We start from the raw sequence: 22562 nt of genomic DNA, 5'->3' as shown, positions 1-22562 counted from the left end.
CGATCTCCCAGGATGGATCCTGGCCACATGGGTTTCCACAGCAGCTTCGCGTGATCCCCAATCCAGATCTGAAGCTCCTTCCTTGGACGCCACTTGACAGGCCGCTCATCGCTGTGATGCCGTGTCTCTTAGCTCGTTACAGGTCTGATCTGCGCGCGAGGGCAGCGCGCGCGACCGTACGAACCACGTACGAACGAGCGACGACGTATCAGGAGGGGTCTCATGACGATGACTGGGCAAACTTGGGCAGCCGCCGTCGGGCTCGTGCTGACGACGGCTGCATGCGGCGCGAGCGATACGGACGCGGCGTCGGCAGCCGCACCCATCAAGCGAATACCGCTTTCTCCGAACGAGTTCATTCCGGTGGAGATCGAGGCGACGATCGACGAGCTCGTCGCCGAGATCAACAAGAGCTCGATTCAATCGATGCAGATCGCGGTGTTGCTGAAGTCCCTCCACGACTTCTTTGCGCCGATCGCCACGGGCGCGAACCGAGCCATGGGTGAGCTCGGGGTCTCCGGGAGGGCCACGGGGAACGTGCTCGGGTCCACCGATGCTTCGGCAGATCAAGAGCAATTGACGAAGCTCCAGACGGAGCAGATACGACATGCGTTGGCGGAAGGCGCCGAGGGGATAGCCATCACGCCCTTCGGCGAAGGCAACGCGACCGCGCTCGACGGGGCCATCACGAAGGGGATCCCCGTGGTGACGCTCGACACGGACCTGGCGAGCTCGAATCGCCCGATCCACGTCGGGATACGCAGCTATTCTGCCGGAGAAGCGGCGGGGAACACCCTGCTCCCGATGCTGCCCGAGGGGCCGGGCACGGTGCTCATCCACGGCTGGGCCGACCCGATCTGGCTCGACGGTGTCCATCGAACCGACGGCGCCCGGGACGTGTTCGAGAAGGCCGGTTACGACGTTCTGGTGCACCAGTCCATCTATGATGACGAAGCCAGGGACGTCGAGGTGATGAGGGGCGAGATCGGGGACGCGGACCCGCCCGTCGTGGGCCTGATCGGGATGTTCAGCGACTCGTATCGATGCGTGCTGGCCGCGGACGCCGCGCGCGCGACGGGCCTCCCCATCGTCACCTTCGACTTCGCGCCTCAGACCGCCGATTACATGCGCCAGGGCCGCATCAGGGCCACGCACGTCCAGCGGCAGTACTACGAGGGGTACCTCGGTCCCTACATCGTCTACGGCATCAAGAGCATCGGCCTCGACGCGGTCAAGGAGATCCTCGCGCCGCAGCTCGTCGAAGGCAGCCTGTTCGACCTCGGCGTCGGCGTGGTCCCGTCGGACAAGGTCGACGCCTACAACGACTTCCTCGGCGAGATCGGCGCAGAGCAGTAGCGATGTCGCCGGTCGAGGAGGACCCCGCGAGGCTAGAGCTCGTGCTCGAGCGCGGAACCCGGGGTCCTGCCGGCGGCGCCGGGGATGTCCATCCCTCAAAGCAGGCTCTTCTGTGCTGATCCTCTGTGCTGATCCGGTGACTCGCCATCTTCGGGATCATCCCGGCACGAGACGAAGGGTTCTCCCCGGTGGCAAGGGGCGTCGACGTGACCCATGTTCGTGATCCACGCTACCTGGGTGGCGAGTTCTGCCGCGCAGCGCTGTCGCGCGTCGGAGACGTGTTTGACGTGCATTGCTCGCGAGGAAGAAAGGAGGCACAGGATGCGAGATCGATTCGACAGGGACACGGACTACGGACGGAATGAGCGCCGTTGGGAGCAGCGCTACGGGGACGACCGGAGCCATATCACCGAGCGCGGCTGGGCTCGGGACGAGCGCCGCAGCGCGGGCCCGATCTACGACCACGGGGCCGCCCTGCACGACCACCGCGATGGGCGTGGTGAGCACGGTCGCACGTACAGGCCCACGACGCAGCGCGACGACATGGGCCGCTCTCTCGATGACGGTCGCTTCGCCGGCGGCGACCGTGGCCTCGGCGACCAGGAGCGCGGCTTTCCCCACGACGATCGCGGCGGCGATTACGTCGGCGGCCGCGATCACAGCCGCGGCCTCGGCGGCAATCCCCTCCCCCCGGTGGGGAGCGCGTACAACTTCAACCTCGGCGGCGCCTATTACCTCGGCATGACCCGCGTCGTGAGCCCGGACTACGGCCCCGATGCGGACTGGCGCGGCGGCCCGTACCGCGGCGAGAGCCACGATCTCCGCGAATCCGGCCGCTCGGCGCTGGAGGGCGTCGGCCACGCGCTCCACGAGGTCGGCGATCGCGTGCGCAGCGCGTTCGGCCGCGGACCGAAGGGTTACAAGCGCTCGGACGCGCGCATCCAGGAGGACCTCTGCGAGACGCTCTCGGACCGCGGCGACATCGACGTGAGCGACGTCACGGTCCGGGTCGAGAACAACGAGGTCACGCTCGAGGGCACGGTGCCCGAGCGCCACCACAAGCGCATCATCGAGCACGTCGCCGAGGGCGTGCGGGGCGTCGAGGACGTCCACAACCGGATCCGGGTCCAGCGCGCCATCGAGCCGACGACCCGCTCGACCGCCACGGCGGGCACGATGGGCGACGCCGCCCTGGCGGGCACGCAGCAGGGCGCTTCTCGCCCGACGGCGAGCCACGCGGCCCGGGTCTGAGCCCGCGGCGCGGCGCTCAGCGCATGGCGCCGTGGTCGGGGGGGCCGGCGCCGTCCTGGCCTCGATCGCCGGCGCCGGGCGGCATCTTCTCGGGGTTCTTGCGCCAGAACTCCCTCTGGCACCACGCCGGGAGGAGCTGCTCCACGATGACCCCTTCTGCCGAGAGCGCCTCTTCGTGCGTGTACGAGAGCCGCTCCACGTAGGGATTCTCATCCTCGGCGGCGCCGTACTCCACCTCGTAGTCCACGGCGTCGAGCGCGCGCGGCGCGGCCCCCTTTCCGATGCTCACGGGCCCGAACGTCAGGCGGAAGCCGAGCCCGGCGCGCACATCGCCCCCGGAGACGACGTCGGAGAGCCTGCCGAGGTCCAGCATCTCACCGGGATGTCCACCGAGGTTGAGCGAGAGGAGCCGGTCGGGCGACTCGATGGTTTGCTTCAGGAGCAAGAGCGGCTGAAGCAGGCTCGTCTTGCCGGCGGAGTTGACGCCGAGGACCAGCGTGAGCGGCCTGAGGTCGAACGCATGTGCGCCGCGCCAGGACTTGAAATCCCGGAGTCCGAGCTTCGTGAACATCCTCTGTTTCCCTTTCCACGGAGGGCTCGCGCCGCAACGGGGTTCCCTGTTCTGTCGCTCGAGACGCCGGACGCGCAGCTCAGCGGTCCGGCGGATCGGCCCGGTAGCCCGGCTTCGGACCGGCCGACGCGGAGGGCGCCGCGGCACCTGGCCGTTCGCCCCTGGCGCTCGACACGCCGGGCGGCGCGGCCGATGGCGCCGTCGCGGGCGCCGGGCCCGCGTCGCGCGCGGGCGCCCCCGCGCCGCCCGCCTCGCCCCCGGCCCCGACGAACCGCACCCGCCCGAACCGCCGCGCCCGGTGGAAGTTCCCCTCGCCCAGGATCGGCGACCACGCGGCGCCACCGTTGTTCTGCATGGCGTAGAAGTTCATCCGCCACGCGTCCCCCGGCGACGGCGGCGCCGACCTCGCCTTGGCGAACGCGCTCCACGGGATCTTCGCCTCGACCACGTACCCTCGGTCCTGGTCCGAGTCGTCGTCGATCGTCCCCCTCAGCGCCACCGCGCTCGTCAGCCCCGCGCTCCACTCCTGATGACCGAAAGGCCCGCTCGGGCCGCCCCGCGGAGCGTTGTAGTCGTCGAACTGCGAGTCGAAGACGAGGTTCTGGGGGCTTATCTGGATCTCGTAATAGTCCTTGTTGTCCCCGTCGCCGTCCGGGTCGATCATCACCTCGACCGTGTCCCGCTCCCACAGGTGCGGATCCCGCGCGTCCTGCGGGAATCCTCCGGTGATCGTCGCGTCGCCGACGTCGAAGCCGACGTAGAGGAATCCATCGTCCCAGAGCAGCCGCGCCTCGCCCTGGGTCGGCAGCGACGGATCTTCGCGGCCGGTGCCCACGTTGACGAACGGGCCTGTCCTCGCCGCCGCCTGCCACGCCGGCTCGTCCAGTCGGCCGTCGATGGTGACCGCCGCGCCGGGCGCGAGCTTGCGCACCTCGAGCTCCTTCACGGCCGCAGGCGCCCTCCGCTGGCCCTGGCCGGCGCCCGCGCCGCTGCTCGCCGGCGCCGGCGCCCGGCCCGCGGCCCCGGCGGGCGCCGCCCCCTGCTCGCCCCCGCCGCCCCGGGAGCACGAGGCGGCGAGCACCGCCGCCACCAGGCCGAGGGCTCGCCGGCGCACGCCCGTGCCGTGCGCCTCGCCGACAGCGCGCCGCTGGCTGCAGGGGCGGCGCATCGCGGCCGCCGCTACTTCCGCCCCTTCTTGCGGGCGTCGCGCTCGCGCTTGCGCTGCGCCTTCTTGGCGTTGCGCTCGCTGGCGCTGAGCGTCTTCATCTTCGTCATGGTCGGGCCCCCGGCGCCGGCGCCCGGGAAGCCGCCCATGCCCGGCATCCCCATCCCCGGGAAGCCCATGCCCGGGAAACCCATGCCCGGGAAGCCGCCCATGCCCGGCATCCCCATCCCGGGCATGCCGCCGCCGGCCATCATCTGCTTCTGCATCTCGCGCATGTTCTTGGCCATGGCCATCTGCTTCATGCCCGGGATCTTGCCCATGAGGCCCATGTTCTGGCCGAGGCCGCTCATCATCTGGCGCATGAAGAGGAACTTCTGGACGAGCTCGGTCACGGCCTCGGGCTTCGAGCCCGAGCCCTTGGCGATGCGCTCCACCCGCTTCGGCTCGCGGACGAGCGCGTAGGGGTCGCCCTTCTCGAAGCGCGTCATCGACTGGATGATCGCCTGGATGCGGACGAGCTCCCGGTCGTCCAGGTTGACGTCCTGCGGCAGGCCGCCCGGGAACATGCCGCCGAGGGGCAGCTTGTCGACGAGGTCCTTCAGCGACCCCATCTTCTGGATCATCCGCACCTGGTCGAGGAAGTCGTCGAGCGTGAAGTCGCCCTGGAGCATCCGCGCGGCGTCCTTCTCGGCCTTCTTCTGGTCGACGACCTCCTCGAAGTCCTGCATCAGGCCGACGACGTCGCCCATGCCGAGGACGCGGCTCGCCATGCCGTCCGCGCGGAACGGCTCGAACTTGTCCGGCGTCTCGCCGATGCCGCTGAAGAGGACCGGCGCGCCGGTGACCTCCTTGATGCTGAGCGCCGCGCCGCCGCGGGCGTCGCCGTCGAGCTTCGTCAGGACGACGCCGCTGATCGACAGCCGCTCGTTGAAGCCGCGCGCCGTCTTCACCGCGTCCTGGCCGATCATCGCGTCGACCACGAGGAAGATGTTCTCCGGCGACGTCGCCTCCTTGATCTTGGCGAGCTCCTGCATGAGCGGCTCGTCGATCGCGAGGCGGCCGGCGGTGTCGTAGATGATGACGTCGCGGCCGAGCCGCTTCGCCTCGGCGCGGGCCGCGGCACAGATCGCGACGGGCGACTCGCCGGGGAGGTTGAACACGGGGATCTTGAGCTGCTCGCCGAGCACCTTGAGCTGCTCGACGGCGGCGGGGCGCTGCATGTCGGCGGCGACGAGCAGCGGCTTGCGCCCCGCCTTCTCGAGGTAGCGCGAGAGCTTCGCGCAGCTCGTCGTCTTTCCGGAGCCCTGGAGGCCGACCATCATGATGCCCGTGGGCCCGCTGTCGGCCCAGGCGATCTCGTCGCCCTCGTGGGTCATCATCGCCTCGAGCTCGTCGTGGCAGATCTTGATGAAGTGGTCGCTCGCCGAGACCTGGTGGACCTCGCCGGCGTGCTTCACGCGCGTCTCCAGGGTGCGGCCGACCGCGGCCTGCTTGACCCGGGCGAGGAACGTCTTGACGACCCCGATCTCGACGTCCGCCTCGAGCAGGCTCAGCCTCACCTCGCGGAGCGCGGCGTCGATGTTGCTCTCGGTGAGCTCCGTGAGCCCGGCGAGGCGGTTTCTGGCCTGACGAAAGCCCCGTGTCAGCGTGTCGAACATGGCAGGGCGGTCTTAGCACAGGGGACCGCGAGCGCGGATCCCTTGCCCGGCCGGAAGCGATCTCTCTCGGCGGCGCGGGCCCCCCCCGCGCACGCCCCCACGCCCCCACGCCCCCACGCCCCCACGCCCCCACGCCCCCACGCCCCCACGACGCACCGCGCGCCGCGGCGCGGCCGTCACATCCCGCGCCGGGCGCGGGTCACATCCCGCGCCGGGCGCGGGTCACATCCCGCGCCGGGCGCGGCGGAGGCCCGCGAGCGCCTCGGCGCACCTCGGCATGACCTCGGCGCTCTCCTTGACCTTGGCGTCGGCCGCGGCGAGGTCGGTCAGATCGGACAGCGCCGCGGGCCCGGCGCTCCCCGCGGGCGCCTCGAGCAGGGCGCGCACGCGCGCCTCGGCGGCCGTCGCCTCGAGCAGCAGGCGGTAGGCCCGCGCGCACGTGTCCCTGGCGCTGGCGGCCGGAGGGGTCGACGCGGGCTGCCGCTCGAGCTCCGCGAGCAGCGCCTCGCGCCCGGCCCGCGGCTCGCTGGGGGCGTTGCGGAGGGTGTCGATGGCGTGCAGCAGCGCGTCGGCCTCCTGCTCCTCGGCCGACCGGCCGCACGCGGGGGCGGCCGCCAGGGCGGCGACCGCGGCGAATGCCGCCGCGGCCCACCGCGCTGCCGCCGCGGCCCGCCGCGCTGCCGTCCCTGCTGCACTTGCGCTCCTGGTCGCGCCGGGCCTCGCCGTCACGCCGGGCGCCCTCAGTCGGCCGGCTTCGCGGGGGGCGGGCCCATCTGGATGCGCTCGCCGAGGTAGGAGCCGATCAGCGTGAACAGCACGCCGATGAGCGCCATGATCACGTACATGAAGAGCGGCATCGTCCGGACGGTCTGGCTCTGCAGGAGGTAGAAGACGGTCGGGATCGCGACGAGGAACGAGGCGACGACCGGCTCGATGAAGGTCTTGCCGGGCGAGATCATGCCGAGGAGGACGCCGCCGATGAACCAGACGGGGATGGCGACGATCATCCCGTTGGACCCCTCGAAGTCGAGCTGCTGCACGATCATGGGGAGGCCGCCGACGAGGGCCGCGGTGAGGACGCTCTGGAGGACGAGGGCGATGAGGCACCAGAGGATCGAGAAGCCCTCCTGCTGGTAGCGGCGCTGGCGGTCGAGGTCGGCGTCGCGGAGAGGCTGCAGCGAGCCCATCCGGGCGCCGCACGCGACGCAGCGCCCGCTCGCCGTCACCGAGGCGTTGTTCGCGCCGCACGACGGGCAGACGATGGAGCTGTCGTTCTTCGAGGCCATCGCGGCTAGGCTAGGCAAGCCGCCGCGGGCGGGCAAGCGCGCGTCGACCGGAACCGCGCCGGGCGCGGGTTGTCTCGGACGGGGTGCTGCGAGGCCCGCGCCCTCGTCCCGTCCCACGTCGCGCGGGATGGACGAGGGCCGCGCGCGACGCGGGATGGATGCGGAATGGATGAGGAGGGAGCGCGCGGCGCGGCTCCCTGCACCGCGGCCGGCGCTCCGGCTGTATACTCGGCGAAGCGTGCCCACCGACCCGACCTCGACCCTGGAATCCATGACGCACGGCCCGCGCGGTCCGGGCGGCGCTGGTCTCGACGTGACGGGGCCGGATCCGGAGCTGCTCGCGCTGCCGTCGCCGCCGCGGCAGGAGCGCACGGTCACGGTGGTGCTGATGGCGGTGACCGCGGTGGCCGCGCTGTGGATGGCGGCCGCCCTCTTCGGGGAGGCGCGCTATGCGCTGTCGCCCGGCCGGCCCGTGGACGTGGGGGAGCTCGCGCCGCTGCGCCCCACGGCGGAGCTCGCGAACCGGTACGTGCGGGCCGTGGGCTTGCTCGGGACGCGCGGGGCGATCCGGTACGGTCGCGCCGCGGAGGGCGACTCGTTCCGGTTGGCGCCGGTGGCCGGCAACCCGGGGCTGTGGGTGGAGATCCGGGTGCCGGAGGGGTTCGAGGGTCCGCGGTTCGTGCCGCCGAGCTCGTTCGCTGGGCGGCTCGTGCCGTTCAAGGGCGCGGGCATCCGGCACGCGCGGCTGGCCGCCGAGGTCGAGGAGCAGACGGGGACGGCCGTCACGGACGACGCCTGGCTGCTGATCGACGGCAGCTCGCCGCGCGCGTCGCGCTGGGCGGTCGCGCTGTTCGCGCTGTTCCTCGGGTTCGCGGGCTGGAATCTGTTCGGGATCGCGCGGGTGCTCCACCGCGTGCGGGACGCGAGGGATGCGAAGGGCGCGTGAGGGACACGAAGGGCGCGTGAGGGACGCGAAGGACGCGTGAGGGACGCGAAGGACGCGTGAGGGACGCGAAGGACGCGTGAGGGACGCGAAGGACGCGAGCGGCGGTTCTTGACGCGCTCGCCGCGGGGGAGCAGGACGCTGCCCGTCCACCGATGCCCAGGATCACCTTCGTCAACGAGCACATGACGGTCGAGACCGAGCCGGGTCGGCTCCTCAGCGAGATCGCGGCCGAGCTCGGGATCGCGGTCTGCCGCGAGACGTTCCGGGGCACGGGCATCGGCGACTACACGTGCTGGGTGAAGGGGGAGCCCGGCGCGACGTCGCCGCCGACCTTCCTGGAGCGGCTGCTCGGCGCGAAGGGCCAGCGGCGGATGGCGAACCGGACGCGCGTCCTCGGCGACGTGCAGGTCTGGACGCAGGCCGGCCCGGGCAACCGGCTGCGCGCGCCGCGGCCGATCGCGCCGCCGCCGAGCCCGGCGACGGACCCGGAGGCGCCGCGCAAGCCGATCGACGCGAGCGGCAGCGCGGCGTTCCCGTACGGCGATCCGCGCGCGGTAGGCCACGGCAAGCGGGAGCCGATCGCGGCGGGCGCGCTCGAGGCGAAGGCGGCGAAGGAGAAGAAGGCGAAGGCGGCGGGGGCGCCGGCGAAAGCCGCGGAGGCGCCGGCGAAGGTCGCGGAGGCGCCGGCGAAGGTCGCGGAGGCGCCGGCGGGCGGCGAGGCGGCTGCGGCGGCTCCGGAGCCGGCAAGGACGCCGAAGGCTGCAGCGAAGGCGCCCAGGACTGCGGCGGGAACGGCGACGACCGTCGAGGGGGCGGCAACGGCCGCCGAGACCGCGCCAGCGGCGCAGGGAGTCGCAGTCGCTCCGAAAGCCGCCACCCCGGCCACAGAAGCCACCCCAGCGGCTGCGGCATCCCCCACCCCGGCCACGGAAACTGCCTCAACGGCTCCAGAAACCGCTGCCGCGGCACCGAAAACCGCCTCGACGTCTCCAGGAACTGCCTCGACGCCTCCAGGAACTGCCTCGACGCCTCCAGGAACCACCTCAGCGGTTACGGAAATCGCGGCTATGCCCCCCGAGGCCGAGGCCAGTGCGCCTGGATCCGCAGCGACTGCCAAGGAGCGCGAAGGAGGGGCGTCGGAGTAGCGTCACTGCACGCGCACTCCCTCCCTGCCGCACGGGTGAGCGCAGAGGCGTCAAGGCGGCATACCTCGAATTCTCGAGCGGACCGAGATGGTTGTCTCGGAGATCGAGCCCTGCGCTACCCCTGAGGCACAGGCTCGAAGGGGTTGAGCAGCCGCACACCGGTCCGAGCGACATCGCGCGCTGACCACCGTCCTTCCGCCCTTCCCGCACCCTGCCGGGCGTCCGCAGCGCTTCCCCTCACCCCTGCCGGGCGCCCGCAGCGCTTCCCCTCACCCCTGCCGGCGCCCGGCAGCGGCTCTCTTCCAGAGACCTCCCGAGCCCTCCTCGCACGGTCCAAGGCGCCCGGTTGTGCATCATAGTGAATTCCACTATCCTTTCCCGCGAGGAACGCAGATGAGAGGTGCGGGAGCGCCGAAGCGGAACGAGGGCGAGGAGCGCGATCCACCCGGGCGTGGCCCGGACGACGACAGCGGCCCGGTCAGCGTGCTCCTCCCGGCCGAGCTCCGGGCGCGGGTCCAGGCCGAGGCGAAGAAGCGCGGCCTCAAGCTCTCCCCCGCGATCCGCGCGCTCCTCAGCGAGCGCGTCCAGGAGCTCGACGACGCGGAGCAGCTCAGCCGGGCGGAGGAGTGGCAGCGAGCCCAGGTCTGGGCGGTCTGGGAGCGGATGAAGGCCGGAGACCACGACGAGGCCTCGCGCCAGGAGATCGACTCCATCTTCGACGAGGCGCTCCGTCACGCCCCTCGTCGCCGCGCCCGCTAGTCCGGGGCGCCGCGTGGGCCGCCGCGTCCGCTTTCGCCGGGAGTTCGCCCGCGACCTCCGCGATCAGGCGCGCTGGCTCGGAGAGAACCGCGGGAGCGAGTGGGTGGAGCGCCTGCGGACCGGCCTCGACGAGGCCATCGAACTCGTCGCCCGCCTGCCCGCGATCGGCCCCGCCGAGTCCAAGGACAGCCAAGACCGAGCCGTCGTCCGCAGGCTCCTCCTGCGCAAGCTCCCCTACGTCGTCTGGTATCTCGCGGACGACTCCGCCCCCGACGCTGACGTCTGGCTGCTGCGCCTCTTCCACGCGCGGCAGCAGCGGCCGCTGGCCGAGGCCGGTCTCCCCCCACGGAGGCCGCGGAAGCGGTGATCGGGCAACGCATCGGGTCGCTCCTTCCGGCGCCAGCCACCGGCAGCGCTCCCGCACGCCTCCCCGCGGCGCCCGTCGTGCTATGCACGCGCCGATGAGCGACGTGGTGGTGATCGGCGGCGGCGTGGCCGGGTGCGCGTCGGCGCTCGCCCTCGCGCGGCGCGGGCTGTCCGTCCGCGTCCTCGAGCGCAACCCGGGCGAGGGCGCCTCCTGGGCGGCGGCGGGCATCATCGGCCCCCAGCTCGAGGCCGCGGGCGACGGCCCCCTCGCGCGGCTCTGCCTCGCGAGCCGGGGCCTTTACCCGGAGCTCGCCGCCTCCCTCGCCGAGGCGACGGGCATCGACGTGGGCTTCCGGCAGTGCGGCGCGCTGCGCGTGGCGCTCACGCCGTCCGGGCGCGACGAGATCGCGCGCGAGGTCGCCTGGCAGCGGGGAGCCGGCCTCGCCGTGGAGATCTGCGACGGCGACGCGGCACGGGCGCGCGCGCCGGCGCTCTGCCAGGAGGTCGCCGGCGGCGTGTGGTTCGCCGACGAGGCGCGGATCGACCCACCGTCGCTCATGCGCGCGCTGCGCATCGCGGCCGAGCGCGCCGGCGTGCAGTTCCGCACCGGAGCGACCGTCCGGCGCGTCCTGGTCGACCGCGAGCAGGCGCGCGGTGCGCAGCTCGAGGACGGGACCAAGGTGGAGGCGCGCTGGACGGTGCTCGCCGCGGGGAGCTGGTCGTCGCTGCTCGAGGCCTCGGGGCTCGCGCCCGCCGCGGTGCGCCCGGCGCGCGGGCAGATCGTCGAGCTCACGCCGGCGTCACCGGTGCTGACGCAGGTGGTCTACGGGCCCGGGTGCTACCTGTCGCCGCGCGACGACGGGCGCGTGCTGGTCGGGGCGACCATGGAGTTCGCCGGCTACGTCACCGCCGTGACCTCGCGCGCGGTGCGCGATCTGCTGACCGCGGCGCTGCAGCTCGCGCCCGCGCTCGGCGACGCGCCGATCGGCCGGACGTGGGCCGGGCTCCGGCCGCACACGAAGGACGATCTGCCGATCCTCGGCGAGGGGGAGCTCCAACGCCTCGTCTTCGCGACAGGGCATTTCCGCAACGGCGTCCTCCTCGCCCCGGTGACCGCGAAGATCGTGGCGGCGCTTGTCGCGGGAGAGCAGCCGCCGCTGGATCTGTCGCCCTTCTCGCCCGGGCGGCCCGGCATCGCCGGCTGAGCGCGGCGGCTGCCAGCGCCGGCTGAGCGCGGCGGCTGCCGGCCCATCGCCGCCGCCTCGCGGCTGCGCGCCCCCGGCGGCCAGACGGGGGGCAGGTTCACGTGCGCTCGACGCGCGGAGCGCCTACGCTGAGCGCCGCGATGCCGCCCACCTGCGAGCTCATCCCGATCCGGTTCTACTTCCACTGCGGCTGGGCCATCCAGGTGGATCCCTCCTTCGAATCCGAGCTCCTGTACGGCGGGGAGACGCTGCGGATGTTCGATCCGGGCGAGCGTCGCGAGGTCTCGCTCTCGTCGATGATCTACCGGCGGCACGACGGCGCGCCCTTCACGGCCAAGGAGGTGCTGGACACCTTCCCGCCGCACGAGATGTCCGGGCTGCGCTACGAGCACGAGGACGGCCAGATCGCGGGCGCCGCGCTGTGGATGCACGGCGAGAGCGATGACGAGCCGGAGCCGTGCTGGGTGCTCATGGCCATCATGGTGTGCCCCGAGGCCGGCCGGCTCGCGCGCTGCACCATCGTCTGCAAGGAGGAGTCGGACCGGGACTGGGCCGTCGACACCTGGCGGAGCATCACGCGGACCCCGCCGCCCGTGCAGCTCGGCCGCGGCGCGGCCACGAGCTAGTTCCCAAGGGTTTGAGACTCCAGCCTATTGCGTTTGCCACGGGACCAGGGAATGAGGAGGAGCGGTAGACGCGGATTGGCACGGCGCTCGCTTGGCTTCCGAGCGTGAGTAAAGAAAGTAGCCGGGAGGAGCGCGCTGGCCATCATGTGTGAGCGCAATCTCGTCTGCCGTGGCGTCGTCCCCTCCTTCGGCAAGGGCCAGTGCGGAAACCTCCGCCCGGCGCCCTGCGGCAGCCATCGCCGCCGGCGTGTAGCGAGACGGCGCTCCGCCGACGATCTCCTGGTGAGAAAACATCCGTTTGAGGCTTTCGCGTAGAGCGCCAGCAGAGGAGCAACCCATGGCGATCGCACAGCAACATGCGGGTCAGCAGAGCCTGTTCACCGATGATTTTTTCTACTTCGTCCTGAGACTACGAAAATCCCGCATCCACTCGGTCGCGGATCGCGTGCGGCGCATGTATCCGGACGAGTCGCCCGAGCAGCAGGCACGCCATCTGATCAGATCGACCGCGGCGATCGCGTTCGCCGCCGGTGGCGTCGTCCATACGCCCGCCATCATCCCTGGGTTCGGCGTCATGTACGAAGGCGTGGGATTCGTCGCAGGCACATCCATCCTTACCAGGATGCACCTGTACCTTGTCCTCGAGATCGCGCTGCTCTTCGGGAAGGATATCGACGAATCCGATCGCGTGAAGGAGCTCGCGGCCGTGGTGGCGGCGTGCGCTGGCGGCGCCGCCGCTCCGGTGGCCGTCCTCGCGACGACGATGAACCCGGCCTTCGCCGTGGCGACGGGGGCGCTCGCTGCGGCGGCCGTCACCCGGGTGATCGGGGAATCGGCGCTCCGCCGCTACAAGCGCTCGACGGCGCCCGAGGCGGCGGCGGTCCCCGCGCCCGCAGCCAGCAGGCGTCAAGATGGTTGACCGTTGATTTCGGTCACGACACTCATGCGCGTTTTCGCCTCGTGAGTTTGGGGTCGAGGGTCACGGGACCGATGGACGTCCAGCCGCGAGCCTGGCCGGTTCAGCGCAAAGGCGTCCGCCGCGAGCGCGGGTCCCCGGACCGGTGCTCGAGCGCCCAGAAAAGGGCCTCGGCGTGGGGGTTGTCGTCGCGCGGGAGATCTCGCCGGGCTGCCCGGCCCATGGGCCTTCAGCGCGGGTCGGGTCGTCACGTGAGCTAAATCACCGTCGAGCTCCTGCGGGGGTCGGGAACTTTTCTCGGCCCCCGCCGTGTCCTGGGAGTGTCAGGGAAACGAGGCCGGCGAAAGCCCTCCCGCTCCCCCTCCACCCCATGCCCACGTTTCCCCACGCCTCGTTCGTCGATCGGCTCCTCGCCGAGCTCCCGTGCCTCCTGCGCGCGGCGCGCCGCCTGACGCGCTCGGAGCAGGACGCCGAGGATCTGGCGCAGGCGACGGTGGTGCGCGCGATCGAGCGGCACGCCGACCTGCGCGACGAGGGTCGCATGCGGGCGTGGCTGCTCCGCATCGAGCGATCGGTGCTGCTCAACGCGACGCGCGGCGCCCGGCAGCGCCTCGAGGTGATCGAGGGCGGCCGCGGCGCCGAGTCGGTGCCGGAGCCGCAGGGCGATCTGGAGGCGGAGCTCCTCGGACGCGGCTTCGCGGACGAGGTCGAGCGCGCGCTCGCGCGCGTGCCGCCGGAGTGGCGCGAGGCGCTGCTCCTGCGGGAGGTCGAGGACCTTTCCTACGAGGAGATCGCGGATCTCCAGGGGTGCCCCGTGGGCACGGTGCGATCACGGCTCTCGCGGGCGCGGCTCGCGCTCATCGAGGGCCTCTCCGAACGGCACGAGGAGACGTCATGGCAGGGTGCAACCGCGAGTGGTTCGAGAACATTTCGGCGTGGCACGACAGCGAGGTGACGCCCGAGGACGCCGCGCGGATCGAGGCGCACGTCGCCGGCTGCGGGCCCTGCCGGCGCGCCGCGGAGGTCCTCGGCGGCGTGCGGCGCGCGCTCGTCGCGAAGGCGGACGGGGATGTCCCGGAGCGCCTGCGCGATCGGGCGGAGGCCGCCGCGCGGAGCGCGCGGTCGCCGCGCCGCCGCCCCTTCGCGATCACGGCCGCCCTCGCCGCGACCGCGGCCGCCGCGGCGCTGCTCGTCGGCAGCCCGAGCCGCGGCGTGGGGGCGGCGATGGCCGACGAGCTCGTCAGCCACCACGTGCGCGGCTTCGCGCGCGAGCGCCCGTGCGACTTCGAGTCCTCCGATCCGGGCGCCGTCGCCGGGTGGCTCGAGGGGAAGCTCGGCTACGCGGTGACCGTCCCGGCGGTGTCCGGCGCCCGGCTGCTCGGGGCGCGCCTCTGCCAGATCGGACAGACGCGCACGGCGGCGCTCATGTACGCGAGCGGGGACAAGCCGCTCACGGTGTTCGTGCCGCCCCCCGGGTCCGACGCCGCGACCGCGGCGCGCGCGCTCGCGGGGCGCGGCGTGGGGTGCACCCGGGGGCCGCTCGGCAACGCCATCTGCGCGAGGAGCGTGGAGCAGCCGGTGCTCGCGGTCGCCGAGGTGGACGTGACGGCGCTCGCGCCGGCGCTTGGCAGGCCCTGATTCAGCCCATCACGAGGACCCATGACGCTCGGTTCATTGCTGACGCTCTTCGGCGCGGGCCTGCTGACGTTCGCGTCGCCCTGCGTGCTCCCGATGCTCCCCGTCTACCTGTCGGCCCTCGGCGGCGCCGGGGCGCTCGGCGGTCCCGACCGCGCGGCGGTGAGCCGCAGCGTGCGCCTCGCCGGCGTCGGCTTCGCGATCGGCCTCGCGCTCGTGCTCGTCGCGCTCGGCGCCGGCGCGTCGGCGATCGCCGCGGCCCTCGCGCCCCACCGGCGCGCGCTCGCCCTCGCGTCCGGCGCGATCCTGGCGGTCTTCGGCGCGAAGCTCCTCGGCGTGCTGCGCCTCCCGTGGCTGGAGCGCGAGGCGCGCCCGCTCCTCGCCCGCCTGCCGGGCGCGGGCGGCTTCTGGGGAGGCATGCTGTTCGGGATCGCCTTCGCGGCAGGGTGGACGCCGTGCGTCGGCCCGGTGCTCGGCGCCGCGCTGACCTACGCGGCGAGCGCGGGGGCCAGCCCGCTCGCCGGCGCGGTTCAGCTCGGCGCCTACGCCGCGGGCCTCGCCGCACCGCTCGTCGTCGCGGCCTTCGTCGGGCCCGCGGCCATCGCGCTCGCGCGCCGCCTGATGCCGGCCACGCCGATCCTCCAGCGCGTGACGGGGGCGCTGCTCGTGGTCCTCGGGATCGCGTTCGCGACCGGCCGTCTGGACGCCCTCTCGCCGGCGCCGGCGGCCGTGGCCGCAGGCGCGCCCTGCGATGGCGACCACGCTTCGGCGTGCGCGGCCCCGGAGGGCGCCGCCGAGCCCGGCGACGCCGCGCTGCCCGAGGGGATGCCTCGGCTGATCGAGTTCGAGAGCGCGCACTGCGCCGTGTGCGAGCGCATGGCGCCGCTCGTGAAGGAGCTCGAAGCGCGCTGCGCCAAGGTGGCCGGCACCGTCCTGCGCGTCCGGGTCGACGATCCTCGCGGGCAGGCCCTCGCGGCCCACTACGGCGTGCGCTTCGTGCCGACGTTCCTCACGGTCGACGCCGCCGGTCAGGAGGTGGAGCGCGCCGTCGGCGAGCTGCCCCGCCATCGCCTCGCGAGCCTGCTCGGCGACGTCCGCGGCGAGGCTTGCCCCCCTGCCTTGTGAGCCCCCACGGCGAGCCCCACGGCGGAGCTCGCTCCCTCACCCGCTCCCGCCCAGCCGCCCGAGCTCCGCGGGGTGCCTTGTACCCGCTCGGGCGGGAGACATCGTTAGTATGCCTAACAAACCATCGAGCCCCGCAGAGTGAGCCACCCCATGGGCGCCCCTGCTCCTGCGCCTGGTCATGGGCGATGGCTTCATCGTGCATGGCGGGTGAAGCTCAGCAGAGGGCCCGCCACGTTCGAGGCGTTGCTCACCCAGCGCGGCGTCCCTTTCTCGAAGCTCATGTCCTGGGTGGAGCCGTTCGTGGAGCTCCTCGGCGCACGAGCCTGACTGGAAGCGACGATCGCGGCGGCTCGCCGCCGATCCGCCCTCGGGCGACGCCGGGCTAGGCTCCCGCGAGGCGCGCGCGCACCTTGGCGAGCACCGCGACGTCGGCGGGCGGGAAGAGCTCGTCCCGGAGATCGGTCACCTCGGCCCAGCGCACGGCGGCGACGTCGAGCGCCGCCGGAGCGGGAGACCCATCGGCGAAGGAAGCCTCGTAGAAGAGCAGCAGCACCGGCTTCGTCGGATAGCGGTGATAGGTCACCTCCACGACGTCGCCGACGCGGGCCTCCACGCCGATCTCCTCGCGCAGCTCGCGGATGAGGGCGTCCCGCGGATCCTCGCCGGCCTCGACCTTGCCGCCCGGAAACTCCCACGCGCCCGCGAGGTGGGCGCCCACCTTGCGCTGCGTGAGCAGCACGCGGCCGCGCTCGATGACCACGGCGGCGGCGACGAGGACGAGGGCAGGCGGCGGATCGGGCGCGGCGGACATGGGCGCCTAGGATGTCGACCGCGGCGCAGAAGACAAGGCCGGAGAGCCGCTCACGACAGCGCCGCAGCGAAGAATCGACGTCGGCCGGAGATGGTCAGATCCAGCGAGAAAGTCGCACCGGCAAGCGGAAAGGCACGCAAGAAAATCCGCGCCAGTCGGCAACCGGACGACGGCGGCCCTCGGCGCGAGGAGCGGCCGCTCGGGGAACCGCGCGGCGCTGCGCCGCCCTGCGGCGGCGGCGCAGCGGAGTGTGCGTCTGCCCGAGGCCGCCGCGCTCGCCGGTCGTGGCGAGCGGCGCGGTCGCCTGCCCGGGAGGAGGCGCCGCGGCCTCGCGGGGAACGAGGCGGCGGCCTCGCCGGGAGCGAGCCCGCTTCCCTTTGCCGCCGAGGTATGGGATGGCGCCTCGCATGAGCGTCACATACCGGGAAGCGGGGGTCGATATCGATGCAGGGGACGCGCTCGTCGAGCGCATCAAGCGGCTCGCCAAGCCGACGCGCACCCCCGAGGTGCTCGCCGACGTCGGCGGCTTCGCCGGCCTGTGCGCGCTGCCGGGCGGGCTCTCCGAGCCGGTGCTCGTCAGCGGCACCGATGGCGTCGGCACCAAGCTCAAGGTCGCCTTCGCCACCGGCGTTCACGACACCGTCGGCATCGATCTCGTCGCCATGTGCGTCAACGACGTGCTGACCGTCGGCGCCCGACCGCTCTTTTTCCTCGACTACTTCGCCACCGGCAAGCTCGACGTCGACGTGGGCGAGGCCGTGGTGCGCGGCATCGCCGAGGGCTGCAAGCAGGCCGGCTGCGCGCTCATCGGCGGCGAGACCGCCGAGCTGCCGGGCATGTACGCCGACGGCGAGTACGACCTCGCCGGCTTCGCCGTCGGTGTCGTCGAGCGCTCGCGCATCCTCGACGGAAAGCGCATCGCCCCCGGCGACACGGTCATCGGCGTGGCGTCCAGCGGCCTGCACTCCAACGGCTACTCGCTCGCCCGGCGGGTGCTCGAAAAGGAGATGGGGCTGCGGATGAGCGACCGCGTGGACGAGCTCGGCGCCACCGTGGGCGAGGCGCTGCTCACGCCAACACGGATCTACGCCCGCGCCATCACCGCGCTCCTCGCCGCCTGCGGCGACGCGGTCCGCGGGCTTTCGCACATCACCGGCGGCGGCCTGCCGGGCAACCTCCCGCGCGTGCTGCCGGACGGGCTCGGCGCTCGGCTCGACCTCGGCTCCTACCAGCGGCCCGCGATCTTCCAGCTGCTCCAGCGCGGCGGGCCCGTCGACGAGGCCGAGATGCGGCGCACCTTCAACCTCGGCGTCGGCCTGGTCGCGGTCGTCGACAAGGCGGCGGCCGACAAGGCCATCGAGGCGTTCGCCGCCAGCGGCGAGCGGGCGTGGGTGCTCGGAGAGATCGTGCCCGTCGGCGACGTGCCCTTCGAGGAGCGCGTGCGGTTCGGCTGAGGGCGCCGGGAGCCGACGCGGTACCCGCAAGCGCCCCGCCCGGCGCGGCGGCCGAGGGGAGCCGGGCGCAGGCGCGAGCTCACCCGCCTTCGAGCCGCGCCCTCAGCTTCTTGATCGCCTCGTCGATGGTGCGGTTCTTCGTGTAACAGGGCCTCACCGCCGTCTCGAGCACGACCAGGGTGCGCTGGTCGCCCTCGGAGACGGCGCGGTCGAGGAACGGCATCTTCTCGCCGCAGGTGGCGTCGCGCAGCTCGAAGGAGATCCGGACGGCCGGCGTCCCGCGGGCCGCGACCTCCGGATCGCGAAGCAGCTTCGCCGCGCGGGTGGCCGGGGTGGAGCGGCCACGGGTCTCGACGATCTCGTAGAGCACGTCGAGGCCGGCGGTCCCGAACCGGCGCGCGAGCGCGTCGAAGACCTGGTCGGCGAGCGCCTCGCCCGTCTTCGAGATGGCGATGGCGAGGTTGCGCGCCGCGATCGCGATCGGGCGCTCGCGGAGCGCGGTCGGATCGCGCTCCGCGAGCAGGTTGAGCGCCTCGGCGGCCTTCACCCACCGGCGCGCCCGGGCGGCGTCGGTGAGCGCCTTCCGGGTCGCCTCGTCGGGCGGTGGCTCGACAGGCGCCTCGGGCGCTGCGGGCGTCGCCGGAGCAGCGTCCTCGGGCGCCGCGGCGGTGGGCCCGGAGACCTCCGGGGCGGCGGCCGCGTCGGGCTCGCTCGTGGCGAGCGCGCTGGCGGCCGGCGCCGCCTGGCCGAGCTGGGGCTCCGGCTCGGGCGGGGCGCGCCCGCTGCTGGCGAGCGCAGCGATGGCGCCGACAGCGATGAGGGCGCCGCCGAGGTACGGGGCGAGCCTGCCCAGGCGGCCGCCGGCGCCTTCGTCGCGCCGTCGCGACGCGCGGGCCTCCCGGGCTGCGCGCTTGCGCCTGGCTTTTTCCTCGCGCTCCTTGGCGGCGCGCTCGGCCTCCTCGGCGAGCTTGCGCTTGGCTTCTTCCTCGCGCTCCCGGGCGATGCGCTCCGCCTCGGCGGCCTCCAGCTCCCGCAGCAGCGTGGGGGTGAAGGCAGGCCGCGAGCCGCTCATTCGTTCGGAGGTCGGCTCCGATGCGGGCGCGTCCTCCTCCTTCGCAGGCGGCTCGTCGGGCGGCGGCGACGCCGATGTTGCGGCGGGAGGCGGCGCCTTCTCCGGCGGCTTCGACGGCGCAGCCTCCGCCGCCGGCGATGACGGCGGCTTCGACGGCGCAGCCTCCGCCGCCGGCGATGACGGCGGCTTCGACGGCGCAGCCTCCGCCGCCGGCGATGACGGCGGCTTCGACGGCGCAACCTCCGCCGCCGGCGATGACGGCGGCTTCGACGGCGCAGCCTCCGCTGCCGGCGATGACGGCGGCTTCGACGGCGCCCCCTCCGCCGCGGGCGACGACGGCGGCTTCGATGACGCCGGCTCTGCTGCGGGCGACGACGGCGGCTTCGACGATGCCCGCTCCCCTGCGGACGCCGACGGCGGCTTCGACGATGCTCGCTCCCCTGCGGACGCCGGCGGCGGCTTCGATGACGCCGGCCCTGCTGCGGGCGACGATGGCGGCTTCGACGACGTCCGCTCCCCCGCGGGCGCTGTCAGCTCCGCCGTGCCCGGCTGCGACGGCTTCTCCGGCGAGGGCGCCGACCGGCCACGCTCCGACGGCTCGGGCGACGTCGCCCCCATCGGTGGCCGCGTGGAGGCCGATCCCTCCCGCTCTTCGGGCACCGGCTCTTCCAGCGGCCGTACCGGCTCCGCTGCCGCGAGAGACGGTGCCTCTTCCGGCGGAGGCGTCGAGCCCAGCGGCGCCGGCTCCTGCGACGCGGTCTGCTCCCCCGATCGCGGCGAAGGCGCACCCGCCCCGGAAGCAGCATCGCGCGCGGCTTCCTCCCGCGAGAAGGCGACCTGCGCCATGAACGCAGCGCCGCCCACCGCGGTCGGGCGCGAGTCGCTCGACAGCGGCGCCGCCTCGACCTCGGCAGCAGCATCGCCGGCGCTCTCCTGCCGCGAGAAGGCGACCTGGGCCATGAACGCCGCGCCGCCCACCGCGGTCGGGCGCGAGTCGCGCGTCAGCTCGGCGACGAGGGTCGGCGTGTTGCGCACGGGCGTCGGCCGCGAGTAGCTGGCGGCGTCCTCCTCGTCCTCGCCCTCCGCCGGCTCCACCGGCGCCGCCGCCTCCGCCGTCCTCTCCTCGCCCGCGCGCGCCGGCTCCGGCGCGCTCGCGCCGCCGCCGGCCGGCTCGCCGGCTGCCCGCTGCGCGGCCGGCTCCAGCTCGTCCACGACATCCGTCAGCGAGACCAGGCACGAATCCCCGAGGACGATCGCCGAAGAGCCGCCTGAGTCCGTCTCCGGCTCGCGCGGCGGCGCGGCGCTGGGCAGCGGCGGCGGACGGTTGCTCGGCTCGCGCGGCGGCGCGGCGCTGGGCAGCGGCGGCGGACGGTTGCTCGGCTCGCGCGGCGGCGCGGCGCTGGGCAGCGGCGGCGGACGGTTGCTCGGCACCCGCGCCGCCTCGCCGATCGCCGCGCTTGGCGGCCGGTTGCTCGGCACCCGCGCCGCCTCGCCGATCGCGGGCACCGACGTCATCTCGGCCCTCGACCCCATCTCCGCCCTGGGCTCGTCCATCACGATCCCCGACGCCGCGCACGCCGCGTCGAGCGCCGCGATCAGCTCCGCCGCGCTCTCGAAGCGGGCGCGCGGCTGCTTCTCGAGGAGCCGCCGCACGACCGCCTCGATGGCCGGTGGGACCGCGACGCCGGGCGCGTGCTCGGCGATCGCCGGGACGGGCGCGCTGCGCTGCTGGTTGAAGAGCTCGACCGGATCCTTGGCCAGGAACGGGTGCTTGCCGGCCAGCATCTCGTAGAAGATCAGGCCGAGGGCGTAGAGGTCCGCGCGCTCGTCGACGAAATCCATCCCGAGCGCCGACTCGGGGGCGAGGTAGGCGATCGTCCCGAAGATCACCCCGGCCGTGGTGAGCCGGACCGGGAGCGGCTCCCCCTCCATCCGCGTCGACTCCGGCGACGCGACGGAGCGGCGCAGCTGATCGACGCTCACCTTCGCGAGGCCGAAGTCGATGAGCTTCACGAGGTCGCCCTGCGGCTCGACGACCATCACGTTGCGCGGCTTCACGTCGCGGTGGACGATGCTCATCGCGTGGGTCGCCCCGAGGGCGGCCGCGAGCTGCCGGGCGATCACGGCGGCGCGCGCCGCGGGCATCGGCCCCCGCCGGATGATCTCGTGGAGCGTCGTGCCGCGGACGTACTCCAGGACCAGGAAGAACGAGCCGTCCTCCGCCTCGCCGAAATCGGTCGCGGTCGCGACGTTCCGGTGCTGGATGTGGGCGCCGGCGATCGCCTCGCGCTCGAAGCGCTGCACGAGCTCGGGGAGCCGCTCGGTGTCCGGGTGCAGGATCTTTATCGCGACGCGCTTGTGCATGTGCACGTGCTCGCCGCGGTAGACCGCGCCCATGCCGCCCATCGCGATGACCTCGTCGATGCGGTAGCGCTTCGAGATGACCCGCCCGAGGTAGGACACCGCCCGCTGCTTCGCGGCCTCTTCGGGGGTCAGGGTCGTCTCGGGCGGGCGTTCCGACATCGTGGCGGCGCCACCCTAACCCGAGCGGCGCGGCATTGGTAGGTGGCCGACCCGCGGGGACCGACCCCCGGCGGGGCGGCGTTCGCGGCTCATCCCCCGCGATTCAGCCGCGCCCAGTAGGCGTCGACCGCATCGGCTTGATCGGGGATCCGCGCGCATTCCGCGAGCTCGTCCAGATCGAGCTCTGGGAGCATCCCGCTCCGCTCGATCGGCTCGTACCCGCCCTCCCCCAGCCGGTGGACGGAGATGCGTCCGTCCTTCCAGATCCACACCTCGGGCACCCCGAGCCCCCGGTAAACGTCGAGCTTGTCGATGCCGCCGCTCGTGATGAACACCTCGATCGCGATGTCGGGCCGCTTCTTGTTCACCTTGCCAACGCAGTAACACTCGTCGGGCTCCAGGCCGCGCTGCCTCGCCTTGCGGCGGTACGTGGTCGAGCCGTAGCCGTAGAGCCGAGCCCGGCGCGCGAGCGCCCACAGCTCGACGAGGCGCCCGATGCGCGTCTTGACATCCTCGTGGTCCGCCGACGGGCTCATGAGCTCGAGCACCCCTTCGCAGTAGGTCATCCGCAGCCCCGGGTGATCGTCGAGCAGCTTGCGCAGCGCGACGTACTCGTCCCAGGAGACGTTGGACATCACGAAGCGCTGCTCGCCCTGGCCGGACGGGGGTGCCAAGGGCTCGGACAGGGGTGC

General features: G+C 73.3%; 21 protein-coding genes. 13 read left to right on the top strand and 8 right to left on the bottom strand.

Features of this window, described 5'->3' with window-relative positions:
* The first annotated feature begins 222 nt into the window (after positions 1–222).
* Entirely contained in the window at positions 223–1356 is a 1134-nt protein-coding gene (locus tag NQZ70_RS49910) for a substrate-binding domain-containing protein (RefSeq protein ID WP_129580511.1), read from the top strand.
* A gap of 321 nt (positions 1357–1677) precedes the next feature.
* Complete coding sequence (locus tag NQZ70_RS49905) at positions 1678–2607, top strand: BON domain-containing protein (protein ID WP_165374567.1); 930 nt, start codon at positions 1678–1680, stop codon at positions 2605–2607.
* Between the two features lie 16 nt (positions 2608–2623).
* Here NQZ70_RS49905 and NQZ70_RS49900 read toward each other — a convergent pair whose 3' ends face one another.
* From NQZ70_RS49900 to NQZ70_RS49880, 5 genes are all read right to left on the bottom strand, one after another.
* Positions 2624–3178 (bottom strand): hypothetical protein, encoded by a 555-nt coding sequence (locus NQZ70_RS49900; RefSeq protein ID WP_272827265.1) that lies wholly within the window; start codon positions 3176–3178, stop codon positions 2624–2626.
* 79 nt (positions 3179–3257) lie between these two features.
* Positions 3258–4346: a carbohydrate-binding family 9-like protein gene (locus NQZ70_RS49895; RefSeq protein WP_129580509.1), complete on the bottom strand. Its 1089-nt coding sequence runs from the start codon at positions 4344–4346 to the stop codon at positions 3258–3260.
* 11 nt (positions 4347–4357) lie between these two features.
* On the bottom strand, positions 4358–6001 hold the full coding sequence (gene ffh, locus NQZ70_RS49890) for a signal recognition particle protein (protein WP_129580508.1): 1644 nt from the start codon (positions 5999–6001) through the stop codon (positions 4358–4360).
* Positions 6002–6223: 222 nt separating this feature from the next.
* A complete protein-coding gene (locus tag NQZ70_RS49885) occupies positions 6224–6730 on the bottom strand; it encodes a hypothetical protein (RefSeq protein WP_272827263.1) in 507 nt (168 codons plus the stop codon).
* 11 nt (positions 6731–6741) lie between these two features.
* Positions 6742–7287, bottom strand: coding sequence for a hypothetical protein (locus NQZ70_RS49880; RefSeq protein ID WP_129580507.1), 546 nt, complete (start codon positions 7285–7287; stop codon positions 6742–6744).
* A 238-nt stretch (positions 7288–7525) separates the two neighbouring features.
* On the opposite strand from NQZ70_RS49880, the gene NQZ70_RS49875 reads away from it, so the two are divergent.
* The 10 genes from NQZ70_RS49875 (at position 7526) to NQZ70_RS49830 (ending at position 16010) form a co-directional block, all read left to right on the top strand.
* Positions 7526–8233: a hypothetical protein gene (locus NQZ70_RS49875; protein ID WP_237244774.1), complete on the top strand. Its 708-nt coding sequence runs from the start codon at positions 7526–7528 to the stop codon at positions 8231–8233.
* Between the two features lie 152 nt (positions 8234–8385).
* The gene (locus NQZ70_RS49870; protein ID WP_129580506.1) at positions 8386–9378 is read left to right on the top strand and encodes a hypothetical protein; all 993 of its coding nucleotides are present in this window, start codon (positions 8386–8388) and stop codon (positions 9376–9378) included.
* Positions 9379–9771: 393 nt separating this feature from the next.
* Positions 9772–10137 (top strand): hypothetical protein, encoded by a 366-nt coding sequence (locus NQZ70_RS49865; protein WP_129580505.1) that lies wholly within the window; start codon positions 9772–9774, stop codon positions 10135–10137.
* 13 nt (positions 10138–10150) lie between these two features.
* On the top strand, positions 10151–10504 hold the full coding sequence (locus NQZ70_RS49860) for a type II toxin-antitoxin system RelE/ParE family toxin (protein WP_129580504.1): 354 nt from the start codon (positions 10151–10153) through the stop codon (positions 10502–10504).
* A 94-nt stretch (positions 10505–10598) separates the two neighbouring features.
* Complete coding sequence (gene thiO / locus NQZ70_RS49855; RefSeq protein WP_237244773.1) at positions 10599–11708, top strand: glycine oxidase ThiO; 1110 nt, start codon at positions 10599–10601, stop codon at positions 11706–11708.
* A 140-nt stretch (positions 11709–11848) separates the two neighbouring features.
* Positions 11849–12334, top strand: coding sequence for a hypothetical protein (locus tag NQZ70_RS49850; RefSeq protein WP_129580502.1), 486 nt, complete (start codon positions 11849–11851; stop codon positions 12332–12334).
* Between the two features lie 337 nt (positions 12335–12671).
* Positions 12672–13253 carry a hypothetical protein gene (locus tag NQZ70_RS49845; protein WP_129580501.1) on the top strand — a complete coding sequence of 194 codons (582 nt, stop codon included), beginning with the start codon at positions 12672–12674 and terminating at the stop codon, positions 13251–13253.
* A 367-nt stretch (positions 13254–13620) separates the two neighbouring features.
* Entirely contained in the window at positions 13621–14205 is a 585-nt protein-coding gene (locus NQZ70_RS49840) for an RNA polymerase sigma factor (RefSeq protein ID WP_129580500.1), read from the top strand.
* Complete coding sequence (locus NQZ70_RS49835; RefSeq protein ID WP_129580499.1) at positions 14145–14888, top strand: zf-HC2 domain-containing protein; 744 nt, start codon at positions 14145–14147, stop codon at positions 14886–14888. The genes NQZ70_RS49840 and NQZ70_RS49835 overlap by 61 nt, the downstream gene beginning before the upstream one ends.
* 21 nt (positions 14889–14909) lie before the next feature.
* Positions 14910–16010, top strand: coding sequence for a cytochrome c biogenesis protein/redoxin (locus tag NQZ70_RS49830; protein ID WP_129580498.1), 1101 nt, complete (start codon positions 14910–14912; stop codon positions 16008–16010).
* A gap of 382 nt (positions 16011–16392) precedes the next feature.
* Here the strand turns inward: NQZ70_RS49830 and mutT are convergent, their stop codons facing one another.
* Positions 16393–16821, bottom strand: coding sequence for an 8-oxo-dGTP diphosphatase MutT (mutT, locus tag NQZ70_RS49825; RefSeq protein WP_129580497.1), 429 nt, complete (start codon positions 16819–16821; stop codon positions 16393–16395).
* A 407-nt stretch (positions 16822–17228) separates the two neighbouring features.
* On the opposite strand from mutT, the gene purM reads away from it, so the two are divergent.
* Complete coding sequence (purM, locus tag NQZ70_RS49820) at positions 17229–18275, top strand: phosphoribosylformylglycinamidine cyclo-ligase (protein ID WP_129580496.1); 1047 nt, start codon at positions 17229–17231, stop codon at positions 18273–18275.
* Between the two features lie 79 nt (positions 18276–18354).
* On the opposite strand, the gene NQZ70_RS49815 is transcribed toward purM, so the two are convergent.
* Entirely contained in the window at positions 18355–21870 is a 3516-nt protein-coding gene (locus NQZ70_RS49815; RefSeq protein WP_129580495.1) for a serine/threonine-protein kinase, read from the bottom strand.
* An 89-nt stretch (positions 21871–21959) separates the two neighbouring features.
* Entirely contained in the window at positions 21960–22505 is a 546-nt protein-coding gene (locus NQZ70_RS49810; RefSeq protein WP_129582045.1) for a Uma2 family endonuclease, read from the bottom strand.
* Between the last annotated feature and the right edge of the window lie 57 nt (positions 22506–22562).

The sequence above is a fragment of the Sorangium sp. So ce836 genome (assembly GCF_028553905.1).
GTDB lineage: Bacteria > Myxococcota_A > Polyangia > Polyangiales > Polyangiaceae > Sorangium > Sorangium cellulosum_D.
The sequence above is the reverse complement of the archived record's forward strand: the minus strand, read 5'-3'. Positions and strand labels throughout refer to the sequence as shown.